General features: G+C 59.4%; 16 protein-coding genes. 4 read left to right on the plus strand and 12 right to left on the minus strand.

Annotated features, from left to right (window positions below):
* Window positions 1-44 precede the first annotated feature (44 nt).
* The 7 genes from HNO86_RS18970 to HNO86_RS19000 form a co-directional block, all read right to left on the minus strand.
* Window positions 45-1,991 carry a response regulator gene (locus HNO86_RS18970; RefSeq protein WP_175378470.1) on the minus strand — a complete coding sequence of 649 codons (1,947 nt, stop codon included), beginning with the start codon at window positions 1,989-1,991 and terminating at the stop codon, window positions 45-47.
* Window positions 1,981-2,856, minus strand: a complete 876-nt coding sequence (locus HNO86_RS18975) for a sensor histidine kinase KdpD (protein WP_175378471.1) — start codon at window positions 2,854-2,856, stop codon at window positions 1,981-1,983. Before HNO86_RS18975 ends, HNO86_RS18970 begins: the two co-directional genes overlap by 11 nt.
* Entirely contained in the window at window positions 2,849-3,859 is a 1,011-nt protein-coding gene (locus HNO86_RS18980) for an ATP-binding protein (protein WP_175378502.1), read from the minus strand. The genes HNO86_RS18975 and HNO86_RS18980 overlap by 8 nt, the downstream gene beginning before the upstream one ends.
* Entirely contained in the window at window positions 3,856-4,260 is a 405-nt protein-coding gene (locus HNO86_RS18985) for an anti-sigma regulatory factor (protein ID WP_175378472.1), read from the minus strand. The genes HNO86_RS18980 and HNO86_RS18985 overlap by 4 nt, the downstream gene beginning before the upstream one ends.
* Window positions 4,257-4,619 (minus strand): STAS domain-containing protein, encoded by a 363-nt coding sequence (locus HNO86_RS18990; protein ID WP_175378473.1) that lies wholly within the window; start codon window positions 4,617-4,619, stop codon window positions 4,257-4,259. The genes HNO86_RS18985 and HNO86_RS18990 overlap by 4 nt, the downstream gene beginning before the upstream one ends.
* Before the next feature lie 4 nt (window positions 4,620-4,623).
* On the minus strand, window positions 4,624-5,475 hold the full coding sequence (locus HNO86_RS18995; RefSeq protein WP_175378474.1) for an STAS domain-containing protein: 852 nt from the start codon (window positions 5,473-5,475) through the stop codon (window positions 4,624-4,626).
* A 224-nt stretch (window positions 5,476-5,699) separates the two neighbouring features.
* Window positions 5,700-6,221, minus strand: coding sequence for a DUF4142 domain-containing protein (locus HNO86_RS19000; protein ID WP_175378475.1), 522 nt, complete (start codon window positions 6,219-6,221; stop codon window positions 5,700-5,702).
* 208 nt (window positions 6,222-6,429) lie between these two features.
* Between HNO86_RS19000 and HNO86_RS19005 the strand changes: the two genes are divergently transcribed.
* A complete protein-coding gene (locus HNO86_RS19005; RefSeq protein WP_175378476.1) occupies window positions 6,430-6,663 on the plus strand; it encodes a DUF465 domain-containing protein in 234 nt (77 codons plus the stop codon).
* A 163-nt stretch (window positions 6,664-6,826) separates the two neighbouring features.
* On the opposite strand, the gene HNO86_RS19010 is transcribed toward HNO86_RS19005, so the two are convergent.
* The 5 genes from HNO86_RS19010 to HNO86_RS19030 all read right to left on the minus strand — a co-directional run bounded on the left by HNO86_RS19010 (window position 6,827) and on the right by HNO86_RS19030 (window position 11,331).
* Window positions 6,827-7,915, minus strand: a complete 1,089-nt coding sequence (locus HNO86_RS19010; RefSeq protein ID WP_175378477.1) for an SMP-30/gluconolactonase/LRE family protein — start codon at window positions 7,913-7,915, stop codon at window positions 6,827-6,829.
* Complete coding sequence (locus HNO86_RS19015) at window positions 7,912-9,057, minus strand: SRPBCC family protein (RefSeq protein ID WP_175378478.1); 1,146 nt, start codon at window positions 9,055-9,057, stop codon at window positions 7,912-7,914. The genes HNO86_RS19010 and HNO86_RS19015 overlap by 4 nt, the downstream gene beginning before the upstream one ends.
* Before the next feature lie 106 nt (window positions 9,058-9,163).
* A complete protein-coding gene (locus HNO86_RS19020) occupies window positions 9,164-10,027 on the minus strand; it encodes a LysR family transcriptional regulator (RefSeq protein WP_175378479.1) in 864 nt (287 codons plus the stop codon).
* A gap of 215 nt (window positions 10,028-10,242) precedes the next feature.
* Window positions 10,243-10,557: an SCP2 sterol-binding domain-containing protein gene (locus tag HNO86_RS19025; RefSeq protein ID WP_175378480.1), complete on the minus strand. Its 315-nt coding sequence runs from the start codon at window positions 10,555-10,557 to the stop codon at window positions 10,243-10,245.
* A 63-nt stretch (window positions 10,558-10,620) separates the two neighbouring features.
* Window positions 10,621-11,331 carry a histidine phosphatase family protein gene (locus tag HNO86_RS19030; protein WP_175378481.1) on the minus strand — a complete coding sequence of 237 codons (711 nt, stop codon included), beginning with the start codon at window positions 11,329-11,331 and terminating at the stop codon, window positions 10,621-10,623.
* 201 nt (window positions 11,332-11,532) lie between these two features.
* Between HNO86_RS19030 and sohB the strand changes: the two genes are divergently transcribed.
* The 3 genes from sohB to HNO86_RS19045 all read left to right on the plus strand — a co-directional run bounded on the left by sohB (window position 11,533) and on the right by HNO86_RS19045 (window position 21,659).
* On the plus strand, window positions 11,533-12,555 hold the full coding sequence (gene sohB, locus HNO86_RS19035) for a protease SohB (protein WP_175378482.1): 1,023 nt from the start codon (window positions 11,533-11,535) through the stop codon (window positions 12,553-12,555).
* A gap of 273 nt (window positions 12,556-12,828) precedes the next feature.
* On the plus strand, window positions 12,829-17,715 hold the full coding sequence (locus tag HNO86_RS19040) for a dermonecrotic toxin domain-containing protein (RefSeq protein WP_175378483.1): 4,887 nt from the start codon (window positions 12,829-12,831) through the stop codon (window positions 17,713-17,715).
* Window positions 17,712-21,659 (plus strand): dermonecrotic toxin domain-containing protein, encoded by a 3,948-nt coding sequence (locus tag HNO86_RS19045; protein WP_175378484.1) that lies wholly within the window; start codon window positions 17,712-17,714, stop codon window positions 21,657-21,659. Before HNO86_RS19040 ends, HNO86_RS19045 begins: the two co-directional genes overlap by 4 nt.
* Window positions 21,660-21,738: the final 79 nt, after the last annotated feature.

The following is a 21,738-nucleotide window of genomic DNA, read 5'->3' on the forward strand; positions in this document are numbered from 1 at the left end:
AACAACGCGGTCAACTGTGGGAGCGGGCTTGCTCGCGAATGGATCTAACAGGCGCCATCAATGGTGCGCCTAACCTTGTCCAGCAACTCACTGATCTGAAACGGCTTGATCAGCATCTCCATCCCATCCCCCAGAAACACCTGCCGATTGATCGCGGTTTCCGCATACCCGGTCATGAACAGGATCGGCAACTTCTCCCGCCAGCCCCTCGCGACATCCGCCAGCTCGCGGCCGGTCATGCGCGGCAGGCCGACGTCGGTCAGCAGCAAGTCGATGCTTGGGTCGTTCTGCAGGCGTTCAAGTGCCGTTTCAATGTCGGCGGCCTGAGTGCAACGGTAACCGGCGTCCACCAGCACCTCGGCGACGAACATCCGCACCGACGCCGTGTCTTCGACGATCAATACATGCTCGCCGGCGCCCTGCGGGTTGACGCTGGCCGGCGTGGTTTCGACGGCGGTCGGATCGGAGCTGGCCGGCAGCATGATGGTCACTTCGGTACCGCGTCGGGCCACGCTGCGGATATGCGCATTGCCCCCTGATTGCCGGGCGAAACCGTAGATGGTCGACAGGCCCAGCCCGGTGCCCTGGCCCAGGGGTTTGGTGGTGAAGAACGGATCGAACACCTTGTCGATCACGGTATGGTCGATTCCGCTGCCGTCATCGCGCACCGACAGCGCAACGTAGGCGCCGTCGGCCAGATTCGGATCGCCATGGGAGTAGGCGGCATAGGTATTGACCCAGACATTGCCACCTTCGGGCAGGGCATCCCGGGCATTGATCACCAGATTGAGCACCGCGCTTTCCAGCTGGATCGGGTCGACCAGGGCAATGGCGGCCTTGGAGGTCAGTTCCAGCTTCAGGCTGATGCGTTCGCCAATCGTGCGCACGAGCAATTCTTCGAGCGAACGGATGTGCTCGTTGATGTCCACCGGGCGGGTATCGAGAGGTTGCAGACGGGCGAAGGCCAGCAGGCGGTGGGTCAGGGCGGCGGCGCTCATGGCCGAGCTCAGGGCTGCCTCGGCGTAGAACTGGACCTTGTCGGTGCGGTTATCGGCAGCGCGTTTCTGGATCAGTTCCAGGCTGGTGATGATGCCGGTGAGCAGGTTGTTGAAGTCGTGGGCGATGCCGCCGGTCAGCTTGCCCAGCGCATCCATCTTCTGCACCTGCAACAGCTGGGCCTCGGTACGTACCCGTTCGGCGACCTCTTTGGCCAGCTGGGTGGTGGCGTCATCCAGCCGGGCCAGGTGCGAGCGCTCGCGATGGCGGTGTTCGCTGACATCCTCGACGAACACCAGGCTCAACTGAGGGGTGCGATAGGGCGAAATCTGCCATTCGGTTTCGCGAATTTCACCCAGCACCCGCATGCTCAGGGTGCCTTTCCAGCGTTCGCCATAGGCCAGGCGCAGGCGCAGCTCTTCGATGACCGACGCCTGATCGTCGGCAAAGCATTCGCGCAGGGTCTCGGTGGCGAGGTTGTCCTGGATCAGCCGGGCGAAGGCGTGGTTGCACTCGTGCACTTTCAAATCGGCATCGAGTACCGCAATGGGCGCCGACACGTTGAAGAAAATCTCGCGAAAACGCGCCTCGCTCTCGCGCAGGGCATTCTCGGTTTCCCGTACCCGCAGCAAGGTGCGCAGGGTCGCCAGCAGCACATCCGGGTCCACCGGATGGATCAGGTAGGCATCGGCCCCGGCATCCAGGCCCGTGATGATGTCGCCGGTCTGGATCGAGGCCGCCGAGACATGCACCACCGGCAGCAATGCGGTGGCCGGGTCCGAGCGCAGTTTGCGCACGATGTCGAAGCCGCTCATGTCCGGCAGATTGACGTCGAGAATCAGCGCATCGAGGGTGACGCTGTCGATCAGCTCCAGGCCTTCGCTGCCGGTGCCCGCTTCGAGCACTTCATAGCCGTGTCGCTCCAGGCGCCGACGCAGGGCGTAGCGGGTGGCGATGTTGTCATCGACAATCAGCAGGCGCAGATCACGTTTCATCGGCGGGCTCCATGGCGATGGCCAACGGGATGATCACGAAAAAGGTCGAGCCGTTGCCCGGCGAGCTCTGCACCCCGACGTCACCACCCAGCAGTTGGGCGAAGCGTTTGCACAGCGACAGTCCCAGTCCGGTACCGCGCAGGCGTTTCTGCAAAGGGGAGTCGACCTGAGAGAAGTCTTCGAATAGTGCGCCATGCAACTCGGGAGCGATACCGATGCCGGTGTCGCTGACGGCAAAGCGTACCTTGTCGCCATCTTCCAGCTGTGCAGACACACGCACTTCCCCACGGGTGGTGAATTTCAGCGAGTTGGAAATGAAGTTGCGCAGGATCTGCGCCAGCTTCTTGTCGTCGGTGTACAACCGCGGCAGGCCCACCGGCTCCTCGAAAATCAGGTCCACGGCGCTGGCATCGACGATCGGGCGGAACATGCCGCGCAGGGCCGCGAACAGGTCGAACATGTCGAACCAGGCCGGCGAAATGGTGATGCGCCCGGCCTCGATCTTCGCCAAGTCCAGCAGGTCGTCGACCATGTCGCTCAGCTCCCGCGCCGAGTTGCTGACGAACGTCACCTGTTTGTGCTGCTCGGGGCTCAATGGCCCGTCCAGTTCGTCGCTCAGCAGGCTGGCGATGCTCAGGATCGAGCCCAGCGGCGTGCGAAATTCATGGCTCATGTACGACAGGAAGCGGCTTTTCAGGTCCGAGGCCTGGCGCAGTTGTTCGGCCTGGATGTCGAGTTCGGCATACAGCGCCAGAACCCCCTGATTGGTCTCGTCCAGTTCGGCGCGCAGGGCGTCGGCTTCACCTTTCAATTGTTCGATCAGGGCCGCTTGCTCGTCGATCCGGCTGATGGGTGTTTCAGACATGAGCGGTCTCCAGAGCGATGACCAGCACCGTGACATCGTCCCGTCCCCGGCAGAAATCACGGTGCAGAATGGCGGCGATCACGGCGGGATGGCGATGCGCGAGACCTGGGTAGTCCTGCAGGTTCCAGCGTGATTGCAGGCCGTCGCTGTACATGATCAAGAGTTGTCCATTGATTTGAGCATAGTCAAAGGGTTGGGCTTTTCGGTACTGACCGCCGACGATCCCCGGATGGGAGGCCAGGCCGCGGGATTTGTCCGGTGCGACGATGCTGGCGCCGATGTTGCCGATACCGATGAATTTCAGGGTGTCGCCCGCCGTATCGACCTGTGCGATGGCGACCGCACCGCCACGGGTACCGATCATGGCCAGATGCATATCCTCCATGGCCCGCACCGGCGCGGCGAATGGCGCGAGGGCAAAGGCTTTTTCGCCGGCGAGGGCGGCCCGCTCGGCTTCTTCGCCGTGGCCCAGGCCGTCGATCACCAGAACGCTGATGCGAGGTCCGTCAAAGGCCAGGTGCCAGACATCGCCGCAGGCCGGGTGGTTGTGCAGCGAATGCTGGCTGATGCCGATGCGCAGGTCCCGGGTCTTGTGCTGGCGCGAATAGAGGCGCGTGAGCAGCACCGCGCCCCGCGAATCGGCGTAGGCATCGAACACTTCGGTCTGGCGCGACACCGCGCCCAGGCCGATGCCCTGGGTACCGCCCGTGGAAAAGCCGTCGGTCAGGCAGGCCTGCAAATCAAAGCCGTTGGCGCGGTCAACGGCGAGCATTTCGATGCCGGCGCCCGTCGTACGGGGTAGCACCCGCAGGTGCAACTCGCCACAGCTGGCGTGCTTGAGAATGTTACTGGCAAGCTCCGTCGCCACCAGCGCCACGCGCCCGGCATCGGTTGCGTCGAAGCCGTTTTTCTCTGCCAATTGCTGTGCGGTGCGCCGTGCGTGACCGATCTGGCTGCTGTCTTCGATGGCCAACACCTGAGTCATTGAACTGCTGATATTCATGTCCATCGGGTAATCGTCACGCGGGTGCCCTTGCCTGGCGCGGTATCGAGTTCGAAGTCGTCCACCAGCCGTTTTGCTCCGGTCAGTCCCAGGCCCAGGCCCGAGCCGGACGTCCAGCCGTCGGTCATCGCCAGTTTGACGTCGGGGATGCCGGGGCCTTCGTCGCGAAACGTCAGGCGCAGACCGGTGCGCGGGTTTTCGTCGATGATCTGCCAGTCCATGTCGCCGCCACCGCCGTAGACCATGGTGTTGCGCGCCAGCTCGCTGACGGCGGTCACCAGTTTGGTCAGGTCGATCAGACGCATGCCGCACTCGGTCGCCAGCTTGCGCGCCAGTTGCCTGGCCAGGACCACGTCCTGTTCGATATGAATCGGGTGAGTACCGCTGCTGCGCACGGTCATTGCTCGAGTACTCTTTCCTGCAACAGTTTCATGCCGCGCTCGACGTTCAGCGCGGTGCTGACGCCAGGCAGGGTCAGGCCGAGCTCGACCAGGGTGATGGCCACCGCCGGCTGCATGCCCACCAGCACGGTCTCGGCGTCCATGATTTTCGACAGGCCCGAGATGGTGCCGATCATTCGGCCGATGAAGGAGTCGACCATGTCCAGCGCGGAAATATCGATCAGCACGCCTCGGGCGGAGGTCCTGCTGATGCGCTCGGACAGATCGTCCTGAAGGGTCAGGGCCAACTGGTCATGCATGTCGACCTGGATGGTCACCAGCAGGAAGTCGCCCATTTGCAGAATCGGAATGCGCTCCATGGGCTCAGTTCGCCTTGCTGATGGTCATTCCCAGCCGGGTCAGGGCCAGTTTCAGGGCATCGGCCAGGTTGGCCTTGGTCACCACGCCTTGCAGGTCCAGCCCCAGGTGCACGATGGTCTGGGCGATCTGCGGACGCACGCCGCTGATGATGCAGTCGGCGCCCATCAGGCGGATCGCGGTGACGGTCTTGAGCAGGTGCTGCGCCACCAGGGTGTCGACGGTCGGTACGCCGGTGATGTCGATGATGGCGATCTCCGAGCCGGTCTCGACGATGCGCTGCAACAGCGATTCCATGACCACCTGGGTGCGCTGTGAGTCAAGGGTGCCGATCATCGGCAGGGCCAGCACGCCGTCCCAGAGCTTGACCACCGGGGTCGAAAGCTCCAGCAACTCTTCCTGCTGGCGCTTGATCACTTCCTCGCGGGACTTCTGGAAGGTGCGGATGGTGTGCATGCCCAGGGTGTCGAGCAGCTCGGAAATCTCCCAGACCTGCTCGGCCAGCTGTGCTGGGCTGTCCTGGTAATGGTTCTGCAGCAGGGCGAACAGCGGGCCCTTGAGCGATAAGATGAAGTTGGCGGTCTGGGACGAGTCATGGCCCAAGAGCGCACGGCTGCGCGAGAGCTTTTCCAGGAACAGGCGGATATCGTCCCAGCCGGCGGACGCGACATTCAGGCCGTTGCCGTCGTTGAGGCCGGAGACGATCAGTTGCAGAAAATCGGTGGTCTGTTGCTTCAGGTCCTGATCCTTGAGATTGCGCGTAGCGCCGCTGGCCTCGAGGTTGGCGGTCCACTGGGCAAGCAGTGGCGCCTGATTTTTCTTGATCGCTTCGATGGTGCCGGATTGCAGTGTCGCCATGTGCCTTGACTCCTGAATGTAGGCGCCGATTCCCCAAAAAACGATCGGCGTAAAAGCAGTGACATTTCACCAATGAAATAGTTGTTTCGTTTTGCCATCATTTTTTCAATCGCTGCCTATGGACTGTAGTCGGCGGCGGGCCCGGTAGTGGTTTTTCGTTGCCAGGCGGGCACATAAACGAAAAAACCGCATCGTGGATGCGGTTTTTTTGGCGTGCAGCGAGGTTATTTGCTGGGATGCGCGGCTTGCAGTTTTTTCGCCATGTCCAGGTGCTTTTGCAGGCCGGGGAGCATTTTCTGGGCAAAGCCCTTGAGCTCGGTGGCGCCCTTGGCCTTGTCGTCGGTGACGGTGTTGGCTTCCTTGGTGAACAGCTCGATGGCTTCTTCGTGGGCCTTGACCTGATTGTTGGCGTAGGCGGCGTCGAAGGATTCGTCACGCATGTCGAGGATCTTTTCCTTGGCCTGTTTCACCAGCGTCGTGCTGTCCGGCACTTCGATGTCGTTCTTTTTCGCGATGCTGGCCAGCTCATCGTTGGCCTTGCCATGGTCGGTGATCATCATATTGGCGAATTCCTTGATGTCGGCCGATTGGCTTTTTTCCAGTGCCAGCCGGCTGGTTTCGATCTCGGCGATGCCACCGGCGGCGGCCTTGTCGACGAAATCGTTGGAAGTCGCTGCGAAAGCCGCGCCCATGCTGGTGCTCAGGGCTACGGCGAGAACGAGGTGGCGCAGGTTAAATCCGTCCATTGGTGCTTCTCCACGCTGATGATCGATGTGATCGTTACTGTGTGGAGGCTGGTACGCGGGCAAAGGTTTGATCACATTTGCGAAAGGGCGACGAACGGACACCGCCAGTCGGACCGATGGTCGACAGAACCGGCCAACCGAGGCCATTCTGATAGTTGGCGAACGCAATCAGTCGCGTTTGCTACCGATCAACAAACGGAGGTGTTCCATGCCGGTGTCCCATGACCTTTTTCAGGATCTGAGTTACTCAAAGGAAGAAATCCAGCACAGACGCACCAAGGATCCGAAACTGGATTCTCTGATCAACAAGTATTCCCAGACAGATGCCGAGGTGGTGAAGGCCGAGCAAGCCAAATCCAGCGATGACACGGTGACCAAACTCAAGGCGAAACGCCTGGAGGTCAAGGATCAGATCGTCAAACAACTCCAGATGTCGTCCTGACTCGATAAGAAGGTCACCGACGACCGGTGATCGAAAGTTGGAACGGCGCAAAAACCCGGCACCTCGAATGTTCAGAGTCCGACGACACGGCTCCATGCGAGGTGCCCCATGAATACCCCTACAAAAAACAAAGCGGGTGTCATTCATTAAAACGTGAAGTGTGTTATTGCAGGGCCGCGCTCAACGGCAATCGCACCATGTTCTTCGCCTTCAACGACCCGAAATACAACCAATCCCCATACTCACGCACCGTGGTGATCGGCGAGTAGTTGCCGGTGCTGCCGTCCTGCAGATTGGCGATGACCTTGCCGTCCAGGTCCAGACCCAGGGCAAAGGCGCGCTTTTCCACGGGCTTGGGCAATACGGTCATGGCCCGCACCAGCATCTTGCGTACGAACGGATGCTCAGCCGTGGCATCGAGCAAGGCACTGCGCGGCGCATACAGGGCGACCCAGAAACGGTCGCGACCATTGAAGGACAGGTTGTCCGGCAAGCCCGGCAGATTGTCGATGAACACATCCTGCGTCCCGGCCTTCGGCCCGTTCAGCCAGTAACGGGTGATGCGATAGGCGCCGGTTTCGTTGACCAGCACGAAGGCGTCGTCCGGCCCCAGGGCGACGCCGTTGGCGAACTCCAATTTTTCGAGCAGCACCGCGGTCTTGCCGGTCTGGAAGTCGTAACGCAGCAGACGTCCGTCGCCGCCATGCTCGATGATCGCATCGCTGTCACTGCCATAGCCGAAACGGCTTGAGGCATCGGTGAAGTAGGCGTAGTGCCCGGGTTTGTCGATCACTACATCGTCGGTAAAACCGAAGGGCACGCCACCGGCTGCCGTGGTCATTGCCACCAGTCGACCCTGGGCATCCAGCGACAGCAAGCCCTTGACCGCATCGGCGATCACCAGCAATCCATTGGGATGACGGGCCAGACCCAAAGGGCGGCCACCGGTATCGGCCAGGACCGTGCGGGTCTTGCCGTCGAGGCTGGTGCGCAGCACTCGACCGTCATGCAGGCCGGTGAGCAGCATGTCGTCCTCCAGCAGCAGCGCCTCCGGGCCGTCGATGTCGACGGCGCCGACCGGTTTCACGCCCTTCAAGCGCTGATTCTCGGCATATACGCCGCCGGTGAGGGAGGGCGCGGGCGGCGGCGTCCAGGCCACCGGCCGCACCTTGGTTGGCATCAGCAGCAGAAATCCGCCAATCACCACAATCAACAGCAACAGCCAATGGCGGAACCGGATTGATCGACTCACGCCTTGACTCCCGCCTGCGTCAGATATTTTTCCGCCATCTCGCGCAGGGCCAGCATCGACGCCGCCGACTCGCGATCGATCCGGCGCCTGAGCAGCAACAGGTTGGCCAGGCGCATTCCCGGGCCGCTGAACCGATACTCGAGGGTGCGGACAAACCGCGTGCCTTCGCCCTGGGCCTCGCACTCGTAGGTGAGCACCAGCGACAGGCCATGATCGCCCTGAGCCTGAGCGACCCAGCGCCGTCCCGGCAGATACTCGTCGACCATCCAGTTCAGATGCCCGTCACGCCCACCGGCGCGAATGTCCTCATCGAACCGCGCGCCGGCATGCAGCGGGCCTTTTTGCCCGTTGATCTTGAGCGACGATGGATGCCACTCCGGCCAGCGGGTCACGGTGCTGGCGTAGGCGAGTACATCGATGGGATTTGCGGCGATCTCGATCTCGTGCTGCATGCGGGTCATGGGCGTTCTCGTCAGGTACGGGGTGGCCTGTTCCGGCTCCCAGTAGAGGGTGCCGAACAGGTAATCCATCAACGGAAAAACGATGTTGAAATTGCGCTCCTGCATCATTTCGCGACGGTGATGCAGTTCATGCAGGCGACGCATCTGACGAATCCACGGCAGACGCGTCAGCGGGTTGTGCGGGGGCAGATGCTCGCAGGCGTGAAACACCTCGTAGGCCAGATAACCCAGGACCAGACAACCGCCCGCCAGCCCGGCGATGTCAGGATCGAACTGCTTGAGCAGCCACCAGATCGGCACGCTGATGACCAGCGTATGCAACACGATCAGCCAGGCCGGAAACAGGATGACCCGCCAGTCGCGGGCGTTGTCGTAGGTCATGTTGCCGGGAGCGAAGAAACTGTGATGATCCCCCGCGTGCCGGGCATAGAACATCCGCGCGAAGGATTTTTTGTGATGGCCCAGGTGGCGGTGCACCACGTACACGCCGAGGTTGAACAGCAGCAGGGTCAGCGGCACCGCCAGCCATTGCAGCGGTTGGATGTGGTGGACGGTGCTCCAGAAGCCGGCGATGGCCAGAAGGCCGAACAGCAGCACGAAGGTGCCGTGCAGCCATGGGTTGTAGAGGGGATGGATGCCTGCGCGATAACGGCTGCGGAATGCTTCGGTGGTCTGCCTCACTGCAATCACCTGTCGTTTTTGTTATTCCCAGCAGATTAGTCGATCCCGACGCGTGCGAAGTTCGAACATTGAGGACACAAACGCCATCATCCGGTGTAAACCGGATTCACATCAGCGGGTCCCAGCGTTGCGACCAGTCGTCATCGGTACGGATGACTTCGCGCAGCAGATCGAAGGCCTGTTGCAGGATGGGCGAGTCGCGATCGCGGGAGTAGACCAGATAGGTCGGGTAATTGAATTCCGGGGCCTTGGGCACTTGTTCCAGCGCGCCGCTTTGCAGGTAGCTCTGCACGACGCGGGTGCGGAAATAACCGCTGCCGCCGTTCTCCAGAATGTATTGCAAGCCCAGCGGGCCGAGGTTGAAGCTCACCGGCGCCTTGGCCTTTTCCGGCAGGGCTGCGTCGTGTTGCCGCCGGAAGTCCTGGCCCCAGTCGATGTACACGTAAGGATCGGCACGCCCGGGCAGGCGCACGAGGACCAGCTTTTCTTCCAGTACCTGCTCGACTTGCAGGCGTGGCCAGTATTCGGGTTGATAGACCAGGGCGGCGTCCAGTACGCCCAGCTCCAGTTGCCGCAGCAGGTTTTCGCCGTCGCGGATTTCCATGCGCAAGGCGTGGCTGGGGATTTTCTCCCGCAGTTCGGCGGCCCAACTGAGCATCAACGGGTTGCACAGGCTGACTTCGCCGCCGATGTGCAGCACGTCGTGGTAACCCTCGGGCAACGGCAGGTCCCGGCGCGCGGCTTCCCAGGTTTCCACCAGCTGGTTGGCATACACCACGAAGGCTTCGCCATTGGGCGTCAGGCGGGCACCGGCGCGATTGCGCACGAACAGCGTGCTGCCCAGCTGGCTCTCGAGTTTCTGGACTCGCGCGGTGATGGCGGTCTGGGTGACGTGGAGCTTGTCGGCCGCGGCGGCGAGGCTGCCGTGACGGACGATTTCCAGGAAGGTGCGGGCGAGGTCGATGTCCATGGGCGGGCCGGATCGGGAGGTGGTGGCATTGTAAGACCATCCCCCCTGTGGGAGCGAGCCTGCTCGCGATGGAGAATTGCACTCCTCGGCGTGTCAGGTTTTGCGCGTTATCGTTGACGGCCATCGCGAGCAGGCTCGCACACGGGGGAGGGCGTATACGCCCTGAACGACAAAACCCGCCACAGGGGCGGGTTTCGTGTGCTTTCGCGGCAGCGTTACGCCGGGAACAGCTCGGACAGTTTCATCGCCAGCATCATGTCGCCTTCGGCGCGCAGTTTGCCGCCCATGAAGGCCTGCATGCCGTCGGTTTCGCCGCTGACGATGCCTTGCAGGGTTTCGCCGTCCATCACCAGGGTCACCTGGGCGTCCGGGTTCTCGCCTTCCTGCAGTTCGCAAGTGCTGTCCTTGACGATCAGGGAGAAGTGCTTGGTGTCGTCGATGCGGAAACCGAAGACCAGATCCAGACCGGCAGCGGCGGATGGGTTGAACTTGGCTTTCATTGCTTGTACGGCATCTGCTACTGAGGTCATGGTTCGATCCTTTCTTGAGTAATAGAGCTGGATGGTTACAGCCAGGGTCACAATAGTCCGGACTCAACGGAAGGTGATGAGTTCCGGGGCTTTCAACAGTTGCAGGTGCGCATGACCGTTGAAAGAAGCCAGGGCCACCTCGCGGCCTCTGAATTTCAGGTGGTTGAGCGAGGTGTTGACGATTTGCCAGTTCAGCTCGAAGGCCTGTTTTGCAGGCATTTGCGTAATCAGGTGGAGCAGGGCGGTGATGGTGCCGCCGGAGGTGAACACTGCGATTTTCCGGGTGTTGTCGGCTTGCTCGAGAATTCTGTTCAGCCCGCCGCGAACCCGTTCGACAAAGCCCAGCCAGCTTTCCAGCCCGGGGGTGTCGTAGGTGCCGGCCAGCCAGCGTTCGATGATCAGGGCGAAGATGCGCTGGAACTCGCCACGGTTTTGCGCGGCGTTACGCAGGATGTCCAGGGCATGGGGTTCTTCGGGCAGCATCGCCGGCAGCAGAGCGCGGATCACCGCGTCGGCGTCGAATTCATTGAAGGCGGAGTCGGTTTCCAGGATCGGCACCGGCAGGCCCGCGGCAGCGAATTGCTCCAGGGCACTGTTGGCGGTGTGTTGCTGGCGGCGCAGGTCGCCTGCCAGGCAGCGGTCGAAGCTGATATCGAGTGCAGCCAGATGCTGGCCGAGGATTTCTGCCTGGCGAATACCGATGGGCGAGAGGACATCGTAGTCGTCTGCACCGAAGGAGGCCTGGCCATGTCGAATCAAATAGATGCTGCCCACGTCCGCGTCGTCCCGGTACGTTGAAGGTTCGGCGAGGTTATGAGGATGGCGGTGAGCTGTCAATGAAAAAACATACGCTTGTTTGAAATGCCCGTTACAGGCCCATCGCCAGCGGTTTCACGACTGGTCGCAACGACGACGCATGGGTATGCTGGAGGTGTCCCGCGCGCTACATGCCGCGCACCGCTTGAGGAGTCCTGTGTGGATTTTTTGTCCGAATACGCTGTTTTTCTGGCCAAGACCGTCACCCTGGTGATCGCCATTCTGGTGGTCCTGGCCAGCTTTGCGGCCTTGCGCAGTAAAGGTCGACGCAAGACCGCCGGCCAGTTGCAAGTCAGCAAACTCAATGATTTCTACAAAGGACTGCGCGAGCGCCTGGAACAAACGCTGCTCGACAAGGATCAGCTCAAGGCCTTGCGCAAGACCAAGGCTAAAACCGAGAAAAAGCAGAAGAAAAAAACCGAGGCCAAACCTCGGGTGTTCGTGCTGGATTTCGACGGTGACATCAAGGCTTCGGCTACCGAAAGCCTGCGTCATGAAATCACCGCGCTGCTGACCCTCGCCACGCCCAAGGACGAAGTGGTGCTGCGTCTGGAAAGCGGCGGCGGCATGGTGCACAGCTATGGCCTGGCCTCTTCGCAACTGGCGCGTATCCGTCAGGCCGGCATACCGTTGACCGTGTGCATCGATAAGGTGGCGGCCAGCGGCGGCTACATGATGGCGTGCATCGGCGAGAAGATCATCAGCGCCCCGTTCGCGATCCTTGGCTCCATCGGTGTGGTCGCCCAGTTGCCCAACGTCAATCGCCTGCTGAAAAAGCACGATATCGACTTTGAAGTGCTGACCGCTGGTGAGTACAAGCGCACTCTGACGGTGTTTGGCGAAAACACCGAGAAGGGGCGCGAGAAGTTCCAGCAGGACCTGGACATCACCCATCAGCTGTTCAAGAACTTCGTGTCCCGCTATCGCCCGCAACTGGCCATCGACGAAGTGGCCACCGGCGAGATCTGGCTGGGTGTCGCGGCGCTGGACAAACAACTGGTTGACGAGCTCCAGACCAGCGATGAATACCTGGCCGAACGCGCCAAACAGTTCGAGCTTTATCACCTTCACTACGCCGAACGCAAAAGCCTGCAGGAACGCATCGGTATGGCCGCCAGTGGTTCGGTGGACCGTGTGCTGTTGAACTGGTGGAGCCGTTTGACCCAGCAGCGTTTCTGGTAAGACCAGGCAAAGCGCAGTCAATTGGAAACTAAAGCGCACCGCCGCAACCGGCGAAGCCTGTGTTTGGCACAGGCTTCGCCAGCTTCTGTAAAACGGGCACTGCGACAGCAGTCTGCCTACCTGATTGGCATTACGCCAAACAGAGGTAAATATCTATATCAAAGACCCGTAATCCTGCTGTGTTGAAGGCATTTTTCATCCGACATTTGAGCTTTTTACGCAAAAGACTCGACTTTAAGCTGAACGCTCTTTTCAGTTTCAAGGTCGTTCAACATGGATGTAAAAACGAGCAGTACCAACCCTCCCGCCATGACGCCTGCTCAACAAGGCGTTTTTTTTGACTTGATTAAAAAGCAGACACCCGCTTGGCTGCTTGAGTCTTCGACTGAACTGCGTGATGCACTTCATAAAAGTCTGAAAGCCAGTTTTCAAACACGGCATGATGCGCTGGACGTTCTAAAGGCCTTCAAGTCTCCCCAATCATTTTGCGCGCCCTTATTGGCCAAGGCGATGTCGGATAAGTTGGGCGAGCCCTTCGAGGTGGCGGGCGTGATTTTCCAACATGTGCGGTCGACTTCCAGCCTGTTTGGCCTGCGCAAAAAGCTGGTCCTGCCCATTGACCGAGATCTGCTGGCCGCGGCCTGTGAAAACTTCGAACTGCCGGAGACCCAGGCAGGAAACTATCACGAAGATTCCCTGATTTATGTGCCGGAGCGAGTCACCGGCAGTCCCAATAAAGTGCTTTCGATAAAACCCCATGAGTTTGCGCAACTGTGTCGTACGCTGGATTTGGGCAAGCAATATCAAGTTCACGTTAAAGCACTGTTCGGTGACGGAACGCAGGCGGGGAGTTTGCACGACAAGTATGTGGCACTTGCGAAAGATCAATTCGAGGTCGCCAGACATATCGCTCTAATGAAAAAACAAATCAGCCCTGATGTTTATCAGATGCTGAAGTCGGTGGCGGACTCTCATTCGACTATCACGTTGGGAAACAACACGCTGGGCTTGCAGCGCATGGAAGTTCTCGGGGTAAAAATGAATGGGCCGATGTTCATCGGTCCTGTCGGCGAACACGCCGACGATGATTACCGCTGTGTGGTTTACATGCCGGATGATCCCTTGCACCCGTTGAAGGAATACCTATCCTTTACCCGCTACGAAGTGGAATTGAGCAATCGCCTGAAAACACCTGAATTTCGCGATTACTTCCTTCGTTTTATCGCATTGAAAGATCGCGAAAACTTCATGAAAGCTTTGGGTCAGCAGCTTCTTGAGCCACCCAAAGCACCTTTCCCTCCATCAAGCCATTACACAAAAGTCTCCGGGTTTGATCTCCCGGCAGAGGTGAAAACCGATTTGTTCATGGCGATGTATCGCCAGCGCGCAGCACAAGTCATGGCTGATTCCAGGTTGTTGGTCGTACCAACCGGTGACGAAGATGAGAAAACCCGTTTGGCACGGCTGGAGTCTTACAAGGCGGCCGGCCTCAATATCGCGCTGTTGTTTGCCTCGTTTGTGCCTGTCGTTGGTGAGGTCATGTTTGTCGTGGCCGGTTTCCAATTATTGCAAGGGGTATACGAAGGTTTCGACAGTTGGGCCAAGGGGGAGCAGGAACAAGCCACCGATCATTTTTTCGATACCCTCGAGAATCTGGTCTTGCTGGCAGCAGTCAGCGCCGGTGCCTCGGCCGCCGGCAAAACCTACAAGGCCGTCAGGGCTTCGGATTTTGTTCAGGGCTTGAGGGCTGTGGATGTTGCATCCGGTTCCATGCGTTTGTGGAAGTCCGATCTGGCCGCCTATCGACGGTTAATCCCGATACGGTCCGGCGCGCGATTCAATGAGCAAGGGCTGCTCTTGAGGCAAGGCAATCGCTATCTACGCATTGGCGCGGATGCCTTGGCTGTGCGTGCGAAGCCGGACACGGAGTTGTGGGAAATTCAGCCGGCGCAATCGACCGCTCGCTACTCGCCCGTGCTTGAAACCAACGGCGCCGGTGCATGGCGACACGCCTCGGAGTTGCCCCAGGACTGGAACCTTTTGACTTTGTTTCGGCGTCTCGGTTATCGCCAGGAGGAGGTGTCCGACGCCCAGGCCCTGCAAATCCTGTCCATTATTGGCGTCGACGAAGCACCTTTGCGTCAGCTCTTCGTTAACCGCCGCAAACCCATGGCGACCTTGATCGATACGGTCGCCCGCTTTCGCGCCGATGCAGACGCCGGTCGCTTTATCGAGCAAATGAACTCTGCGACATCCGCACCCTATGCCGATCCCGATTTGCAGATGTTTGTACTGACTTCGCAGGGAAAATGGCCTCGTGAGGTGGCCGTGAGCATTACCGACGTTCTCGGGAATGAAGTCACGCGCTACGGTCGAGACTCGGCGACCAGGACAATAAAACTGCGTGATGAATTGTTGCGCAATGCAAAGTATCACTCACCCCTGTTGGCAAGCCTGGGAAATCAAGAGCGCTTGGCCCTGCTGGGCACGGGCAGTGCCGACGCCTCCACCTGGCCGACGTTGGTTACAAAGCTGATAGCCGGGCAAGTGCAGCGCCTGCGCGTCTCGCTTTTTGACCGACTGGTCCGCCGTGCCGATGTTGCCAAACTGGAACTGTCTGCCCCCATTCGGGAAGCTTTTGTTGAGCTGCCGGGCTGTGTCGCCGACGAGTTGGTGGATCATGCCGATGCCGGGGAGTGGGAGGAGCTGAGCGCCGACCGCGTGCCGTTGCGGTTGGCCGAAGAAGCACGACGGTACATGCAGGTGTTGCGCATGAACCGGGCCTATGAAGGGCTTTATCTGGATGCGGCCAGTGATCGTGGCACGCCTATATTGTTGCTCGATGCCCTCGAGAGTCTGCCGGGCTGGCCGAGCGATGTCCGCGTGCAGATTATGGACTGGGCAGTGAGCTCCGAAGGCAAGCCCACCATCGGCCCGGATAACGCGACCCACAACGTGCTCATCGAAGCCTACGCAGACCGTTATGACGCGACGGATCCCGAGAACAGCGTTCTTTACACACATGCGAATCGTACCTGCGAACATCTCTTCCAGACGCTTTGGGAGAGCTTGCCCGAACACGCTCGTAAAGGCCTTGGGGTCGAAGCGGATGATGCCGGTGCTGGGCTGCGTCAAAAAATCACGAATCTGGCCCTGCAACGAAGGCCAGTCATCTCTCGGGCGATCGGTATAGCGCCCGCGCATTCAGGTTATCGCTCGCCAATGGGGCTGGCGGATCGACCGATCCAGCGTTCGACCTTGCGAGCAGTGTCCAACCTGGAGGCCAACGTGCAACGATCCCCCGCGCTGGTGCAGCGAGCACGGGAGCTGTACCCATCGCATACAAAGGCTCAGATCGAACGTTTTCTGATAACCCTGGGTTCGGATGAAGTGCTGGCCCTGAGAACGCTGGAAAGTCTCAGGCACGAATATCAGAACATCCGCCTTGCGCTGGAGCACTGGATTCACCGCGAAAGCCATTATCAAGAGGGTGACGGGCCCAGGCACAAAGTGCCCCGTCAAAGCAAGATTAGGGCGGCGCAGGCCATTCTGCGCGCCTGGCGCAAGGAAACCGATGTCACCCTGCAAGCGTCGTCAGTGCACTATCACTTGACCTTCGATGCGAACCCATTGGGTGATCTGCCGGTGATTGTCGGCCATTTCGACCACATCAGCACATTGGAGATGAACAGGGTGGGAAGTAGTGCGGGGTTGAATACGTTTCTGCGTAACTTCACCCAACTGCATTCCTTGAGCCTGGTCGGGAATCAATTGACGCGCATCCCTCAGGCGGTGGCGGATATGCCGAACCTGACACACCTGGATCTGAGCGATAACCGGATATACCTGACCGCCGAATCGATCCTGTCGCTGAGCAGCAAGTCCCACCTGCGAACCCTTAACCTGAGTTTCAATCCAACCCTGGGTCAGCGACTCACCGTGACCACGCTGCGCAAATTGCGCCACCTTGCATTGCGCGGTACCGGGACACTCGAATGGCCGGTGGGGACGAGCGAACTGCCCGATCTGCAAACCCTGGATTTGCGCGACAACGCCATCGAGCAGATCCCGCAATCGGTGTTTGCGGCACGAGCCGAGTTGAACCGCGGCACCAATGTCGATGGCAATCCGCTGTCCTCCTCGAGCCTGCGGTCGATCGCCGCTTATCACCAGGCAAACGGGATCAATCTGGGCGTGATTACCGCCGACTACCAGCCTGCATCCGCCGCGCGACCGGTAGTGGATACCCGAGTCGCCAACTGGTTGTCTGGACCCATCACCGCCAAAGTTATTCAGCGTCAGGCACTCTGGAAGGCATTGGCGGTTTATCCCAACGCCGGCGATTTCTTTTACCTGCTCGGCCAACTGGCCAATACCGCCGATTTCATCTGGCTGCCGACAGAAATGTCTCGAAGGGTATGGGAAGTGCTCGAGGCAGCGGGTGAGGACGATGCACTACGCCGCGCATTGTTTCGAACCAGCCGGATCGGTCGGATCAGTGCCGACGATCCCGCCAGGATCTTCAGCGCACTGGAGGTGCGCGTGTTGTGTTTTAGAGCGATGGCGGTTGCCCGTACTGGCGACAGCTCCCTTGAAGGAGAGCTGGTGCGTTTGATGAGAGGGTTGTTTCGTCTGGAGCAAGTTGAACAGCAAGCATTAATCGAAATCGCCAGCCGCATCAACGCCGGAACCTTCACTGGCGGGCAGGCACACGCGCTTAGCCTTGCTTATCGCGTCGGACTGGCCCGACGCCTGGACTTGCCCGGCCAGACCAGACAAATAAATGTTCGGCTGGATGTCGAGGTGACCCCGCAACAACTCGAAAACGCCTACCAGGCCGTCGTCAAGGCTGAAACGACTGAGGCACTGCTGGCGTCGGTCAACACCAAAGGGTTCTGGTACGAATATCTGCTGGCGACCTATCAGGATCAGTTCACCGCTATTTCCGAGCGCACGGCACAAGCATTTATTGAGCTTGAGGCTCAAGTCGATTTGCCCCGTGCGACCGCCAGCCAACGCATGAAGGCGATCATTGATAACGATAAAAACCAGAACCGACTACTGCTCATGCGTCTGACCACTGAAGCACTCGCCAGACATCCTGGCCTGCCGGTGTCGGACGTATCCATGAGTTCCAAAACGCAAGGGAATGCACAATGAACAATCTGCCACCGGTTAACCTTTCCGAGCAGGATTTACCCCCGGCTCCTCGCATGCGCGATGAACTGAGCGCCGCGGTCGACAACGCGTTACCTCAAACCCCGGCGCAATTGGGCGAACATTTGATTCGGGAAAAGTGGGGCCCGGACATCGACCCGCAGACGGCCCAACTGGTCACGTTGCATTACGACTTCTGGTCGAGCTCCAGTCGGGCTGTCAGGCACGAGGGGCAAGTCGCGCGTTCGCTATCGCTTGTGCAAGCACTGCTTTGCAACGAGCAGACCGTTGGCGATGGCCGCTTTGGCGAAACCGCATTTGGCTTGTACACACCTCCCGATACAGGGCCCACCATTCACATCGCACAAACCGTCGAGCCGAGTGATGGCCACCGCGTGTACGAGGGCATATACCGACGTACAACGCCCCAGATGTATGGGCCGCAGACTCAAATCCACCTCAGCCCCGCGGATTTCAGGAAATGGGTCTGGCAGTTGGATTTCAAGGCGCTCTATCAGGCTTACGTCGATAAGGCATGGCCATCTGACGAGGCTATTCTAGCGGCCCAATCCTACACCCTGAGAACCTCGACCAAGGCTGCGTTCGTTATGTCGGCCTGGTTGCAGCGGCGTGAAAACTGCCTGTCTGCAGAAGGCCTGGAGCTGGCCATGCGTGCTGCGCAATTGTCGCCGGATCAGGCGTGGGCAACGCTGACATTGCAGCAATTGCAAGCGCCCACGCGCATGCCCGCGGATCTCGAGGCGAGTCGTCTGAAGATCTATCGATACACCGCGACAGACATCTGGTGTTTCCGTGAGCGATCCAGTGACAGGGTGCTCATGTATATCCCCGGCAACTCCTCTGCGATTCACGAATTTGTCAGTCAAAACCAACTGCGCGGTTGGCTGGTCGCCCAAGGGCGGTCACCCGAAACCCGACAAGCACTGGCGATGCACTTCAACGATGAAGATCGCGGCGACGGCACGTTTCACGCTGGCGTACTGACGGCGCTGGACGGTATGGCGCAATACCCGGCCCAGCATCATCTGACCCGAGAAGCAGGCTTCTTCAACGATGATGGTTACTGGAAACCTGCCGACTACATCGAGTTGGATGTTCAAAGCTCGCAAACCGATCCCTTTGCCCAGCTGGTGTTGACCATGAAGCAGGCCGCGCAGGCGAGTGTCGCAACCATCCGCGACGATGCCCAGGTCAACCGCGACAACCTGAGTGCCGTGATCGAACCGGTTGTTGAGTGGGTCAACCAGTTTGGTCCGTTGGCGTTGTTTGTGCCGGGTGGCGAGGGATTGCTGGCACTTGCCGGGCTAATCGACGCCGGTTATGGCCTGGATCAGGCCATCAATGGGGAAACAGCCGACAAACGTTCACAGGGTGTCACCCGCACGGTGTTCGGTTTACTCAACGCGTTGCCGCTGGTCACAGAAGCTGCGTCGATGGGTGAAGGGGCAGGGGATGTGGCCTTGGCTAAAACAGAGCAAGGCCATGGCGAATCCTCGAAGCCACTCGAGGCGGGACCGATTGCCGGATCAGGCACCCACACTGCGCCGACCTTGCCCCTGCCGACGCGTACCGATCTCTTGCGTGGAGTCGGTGCCCCGGCAGGTACGTTCAGCGATGAAGTGCTGGCACAGATTGGCAGGGTTAGCGCCGTCGACGATGACATGCTGCGACTGATGCAGGCGGGGCGGGCGCCGACGCCACTGCTGGCCGATACGGTCGATCGTTTCAGGATCGATCAGGAAGTGACGGCACTGGGGAGTCCGCAGACCGCGCAGGCTGAGTTCGACCGTCGATATCAAGCGCTCCAGCAATCCGAGCACCCATGGGTCCGGCTGTTCCAACGGACATACCCTGAACTGCCCAAAGCCGCCGTGGAGCAAATGCTGGATCGCTATGGTGTCGATTTCAGGGCGTCACCCGAACCGGTCCAGGCCCGAGCACTGTTCAAACAACTGGACGGCAAGGCGCGCCAATATCAGCAACATGTACGCCTCAATCGTGCGTATGAAGGCCTTTACCTTCGATCTGTAGCCAGCGCCGAATCGGACACGCTGATGCTGCACTCCCTCAAAAACCTGCCGGGGTGGCCCAAGGGGTTACGCATCGAAGTGCGCGACAGTTCGAGCGCAGGTCGGCTTCTCGATCGCACCGGTCCGCTCGAGTCGCCTGATGGTCGGATCCTGATCAAATCAGGCAAGCACTATCTGCCCAGTCATTCGTTGGCTCACACCGCTGGCGCGACGACTTTTTCCCAGGCTGTCGCCGCTGTTCTATCCAAAGAGGAGCGTTCGGCGTTGGGCTTGTTATCGAGCGACCCCGGCACCGAATTGAAGCTGAGAATCAGCGAGCGAACGTTGTCTCGCTCAGAACTGATGCTCGGGCTGGACAGGATGGACTCAAGGTTGTCGTTCGATCCCCTGGGATTGAGAGGCGGCGCCTATCCGAATACACCTCAAGCGGCGGCACTGACCCATGAAACGATGAGGTTGCAACTCAAGGAGATCTATCCCGACCTGTCCAGTACCGAAGCGGATGCGATCTTGCATCCACTGGGAACCGGGGCCCAGGATTTTATCAACCGTTCAAGACAGCAGTTGCATCAACTGTCTTCGGATCTGGACGCCTGGATTGAAAGCGTTGCGGTCGACATCGACCATATGGACGTCGAGTTCCTGCATATGGGGGATCCCGGGACTGAAAGACTGACCGCCGTGCAAATTGAACAGATAAACGCCGAGCGGATACTGCAAGTGCTGGAGTATGAGGCCGAAACTCGCGCTGAATTGGCCGATGAGCTGATTGCGATCTGGCGCAAGAGGCGTCCGCAGAACAATAGTCTCTACTCGGGTAACCATGTCGATGGCTTCAGAATGAACATGAGTCATGAGGAGTATCATCGGCTGCCGGAACTCAATGCCCGCTTCAATGACGTGGTGGAACTGAACATGAGTAACGTCCACTTGTTCGAGCGGGGAACCCTCAATGATTTTCTCGCAAGCTTTCCTCGTTTGCGCACCTTGAATCTGGAAAGCACGGACTTGCGATTGCCCAATCTTGAAGGAGAGTTGGAAAGCAAGTTGCCGCCGACGATCCCCCTGTTGCAGCACCTTACTTCTTTGAATCTGCGCTCTACCCGGTTGTGCCTCCAGACGGAATCTGCGATGCAGCCAATTGCGCTGGATGATGTGCACGCACTGGCTGTCCCGGCCAACACTGCGGGAGCGTTAAATTCATTGAAGAACCTGCAAGCATTGGACCTCAGCGATAACCCATTGGTCGTTCCCCCTGTCGTCACGGGGATGAATCAATTGCGCTCACTGAAACTGCAAAATACGGGCATCAAGGTTTGCCCGGTAGGAATTGCGGATCAGCCGTACCTGACAACCCTGGACCTGCAAGATAATCAGATTCAAAAGGTGCCACAGGCCGTGTTGAATCAGGCCATCACCCGGGATCGAGTGCTGTTGTGGCGCAACCCCTTGACCGATGAGGACACCTTGCAAAGGCTGGTGGCACATCGCGAATCAACGGGTTTGAACTTATGGCTGGACGCTCCGGGTAACGACTACCTGGGGCCGTCACCCTGGTTGCGCGGTATCGAACAAGGACAGCGGGATGCAAGGGCGCAAGTCTGGCAACGGTTTGCGTTGAAGCCAGGAGGGCGACGGTTTTTAGGGACCATGAGTACGCTGACTTTGACTGCGGATTTTCGCGTCAACTACCTGGATCTTCAGGCGCGGGTCTGGAGGCTGCTGATTGAGGCTGATGCGTCGCCAGAGTTGGCGGCACGTTTGACACAGGACGTGCCGTTGCCATCAAGCGCGTTTGACAATCCTGTGGCGGTTTTCACGGCGCTGGAAAATCGTGTGAGGCTTTATAACGACTGGGTGGCGCTGGGGCGTCCGTTTCCGCTTGATCAACCCTGACCGTCATATCAAGTTGAAACAACCTGGTACCAACGTGGAGTTCCGAGCGATCAGCTTCACAAAAAACAAAGCCCTGGCT

This window comes from Pseudomonas sp. C1C7 (genome assembly GCF_013359595.1).
Classification (GTDB): Bacteria; Pseudomonadota; Gammaproteobacteria; order Pseudomonadales; family Pseudomonadaceae; genus Aquipseudomonas.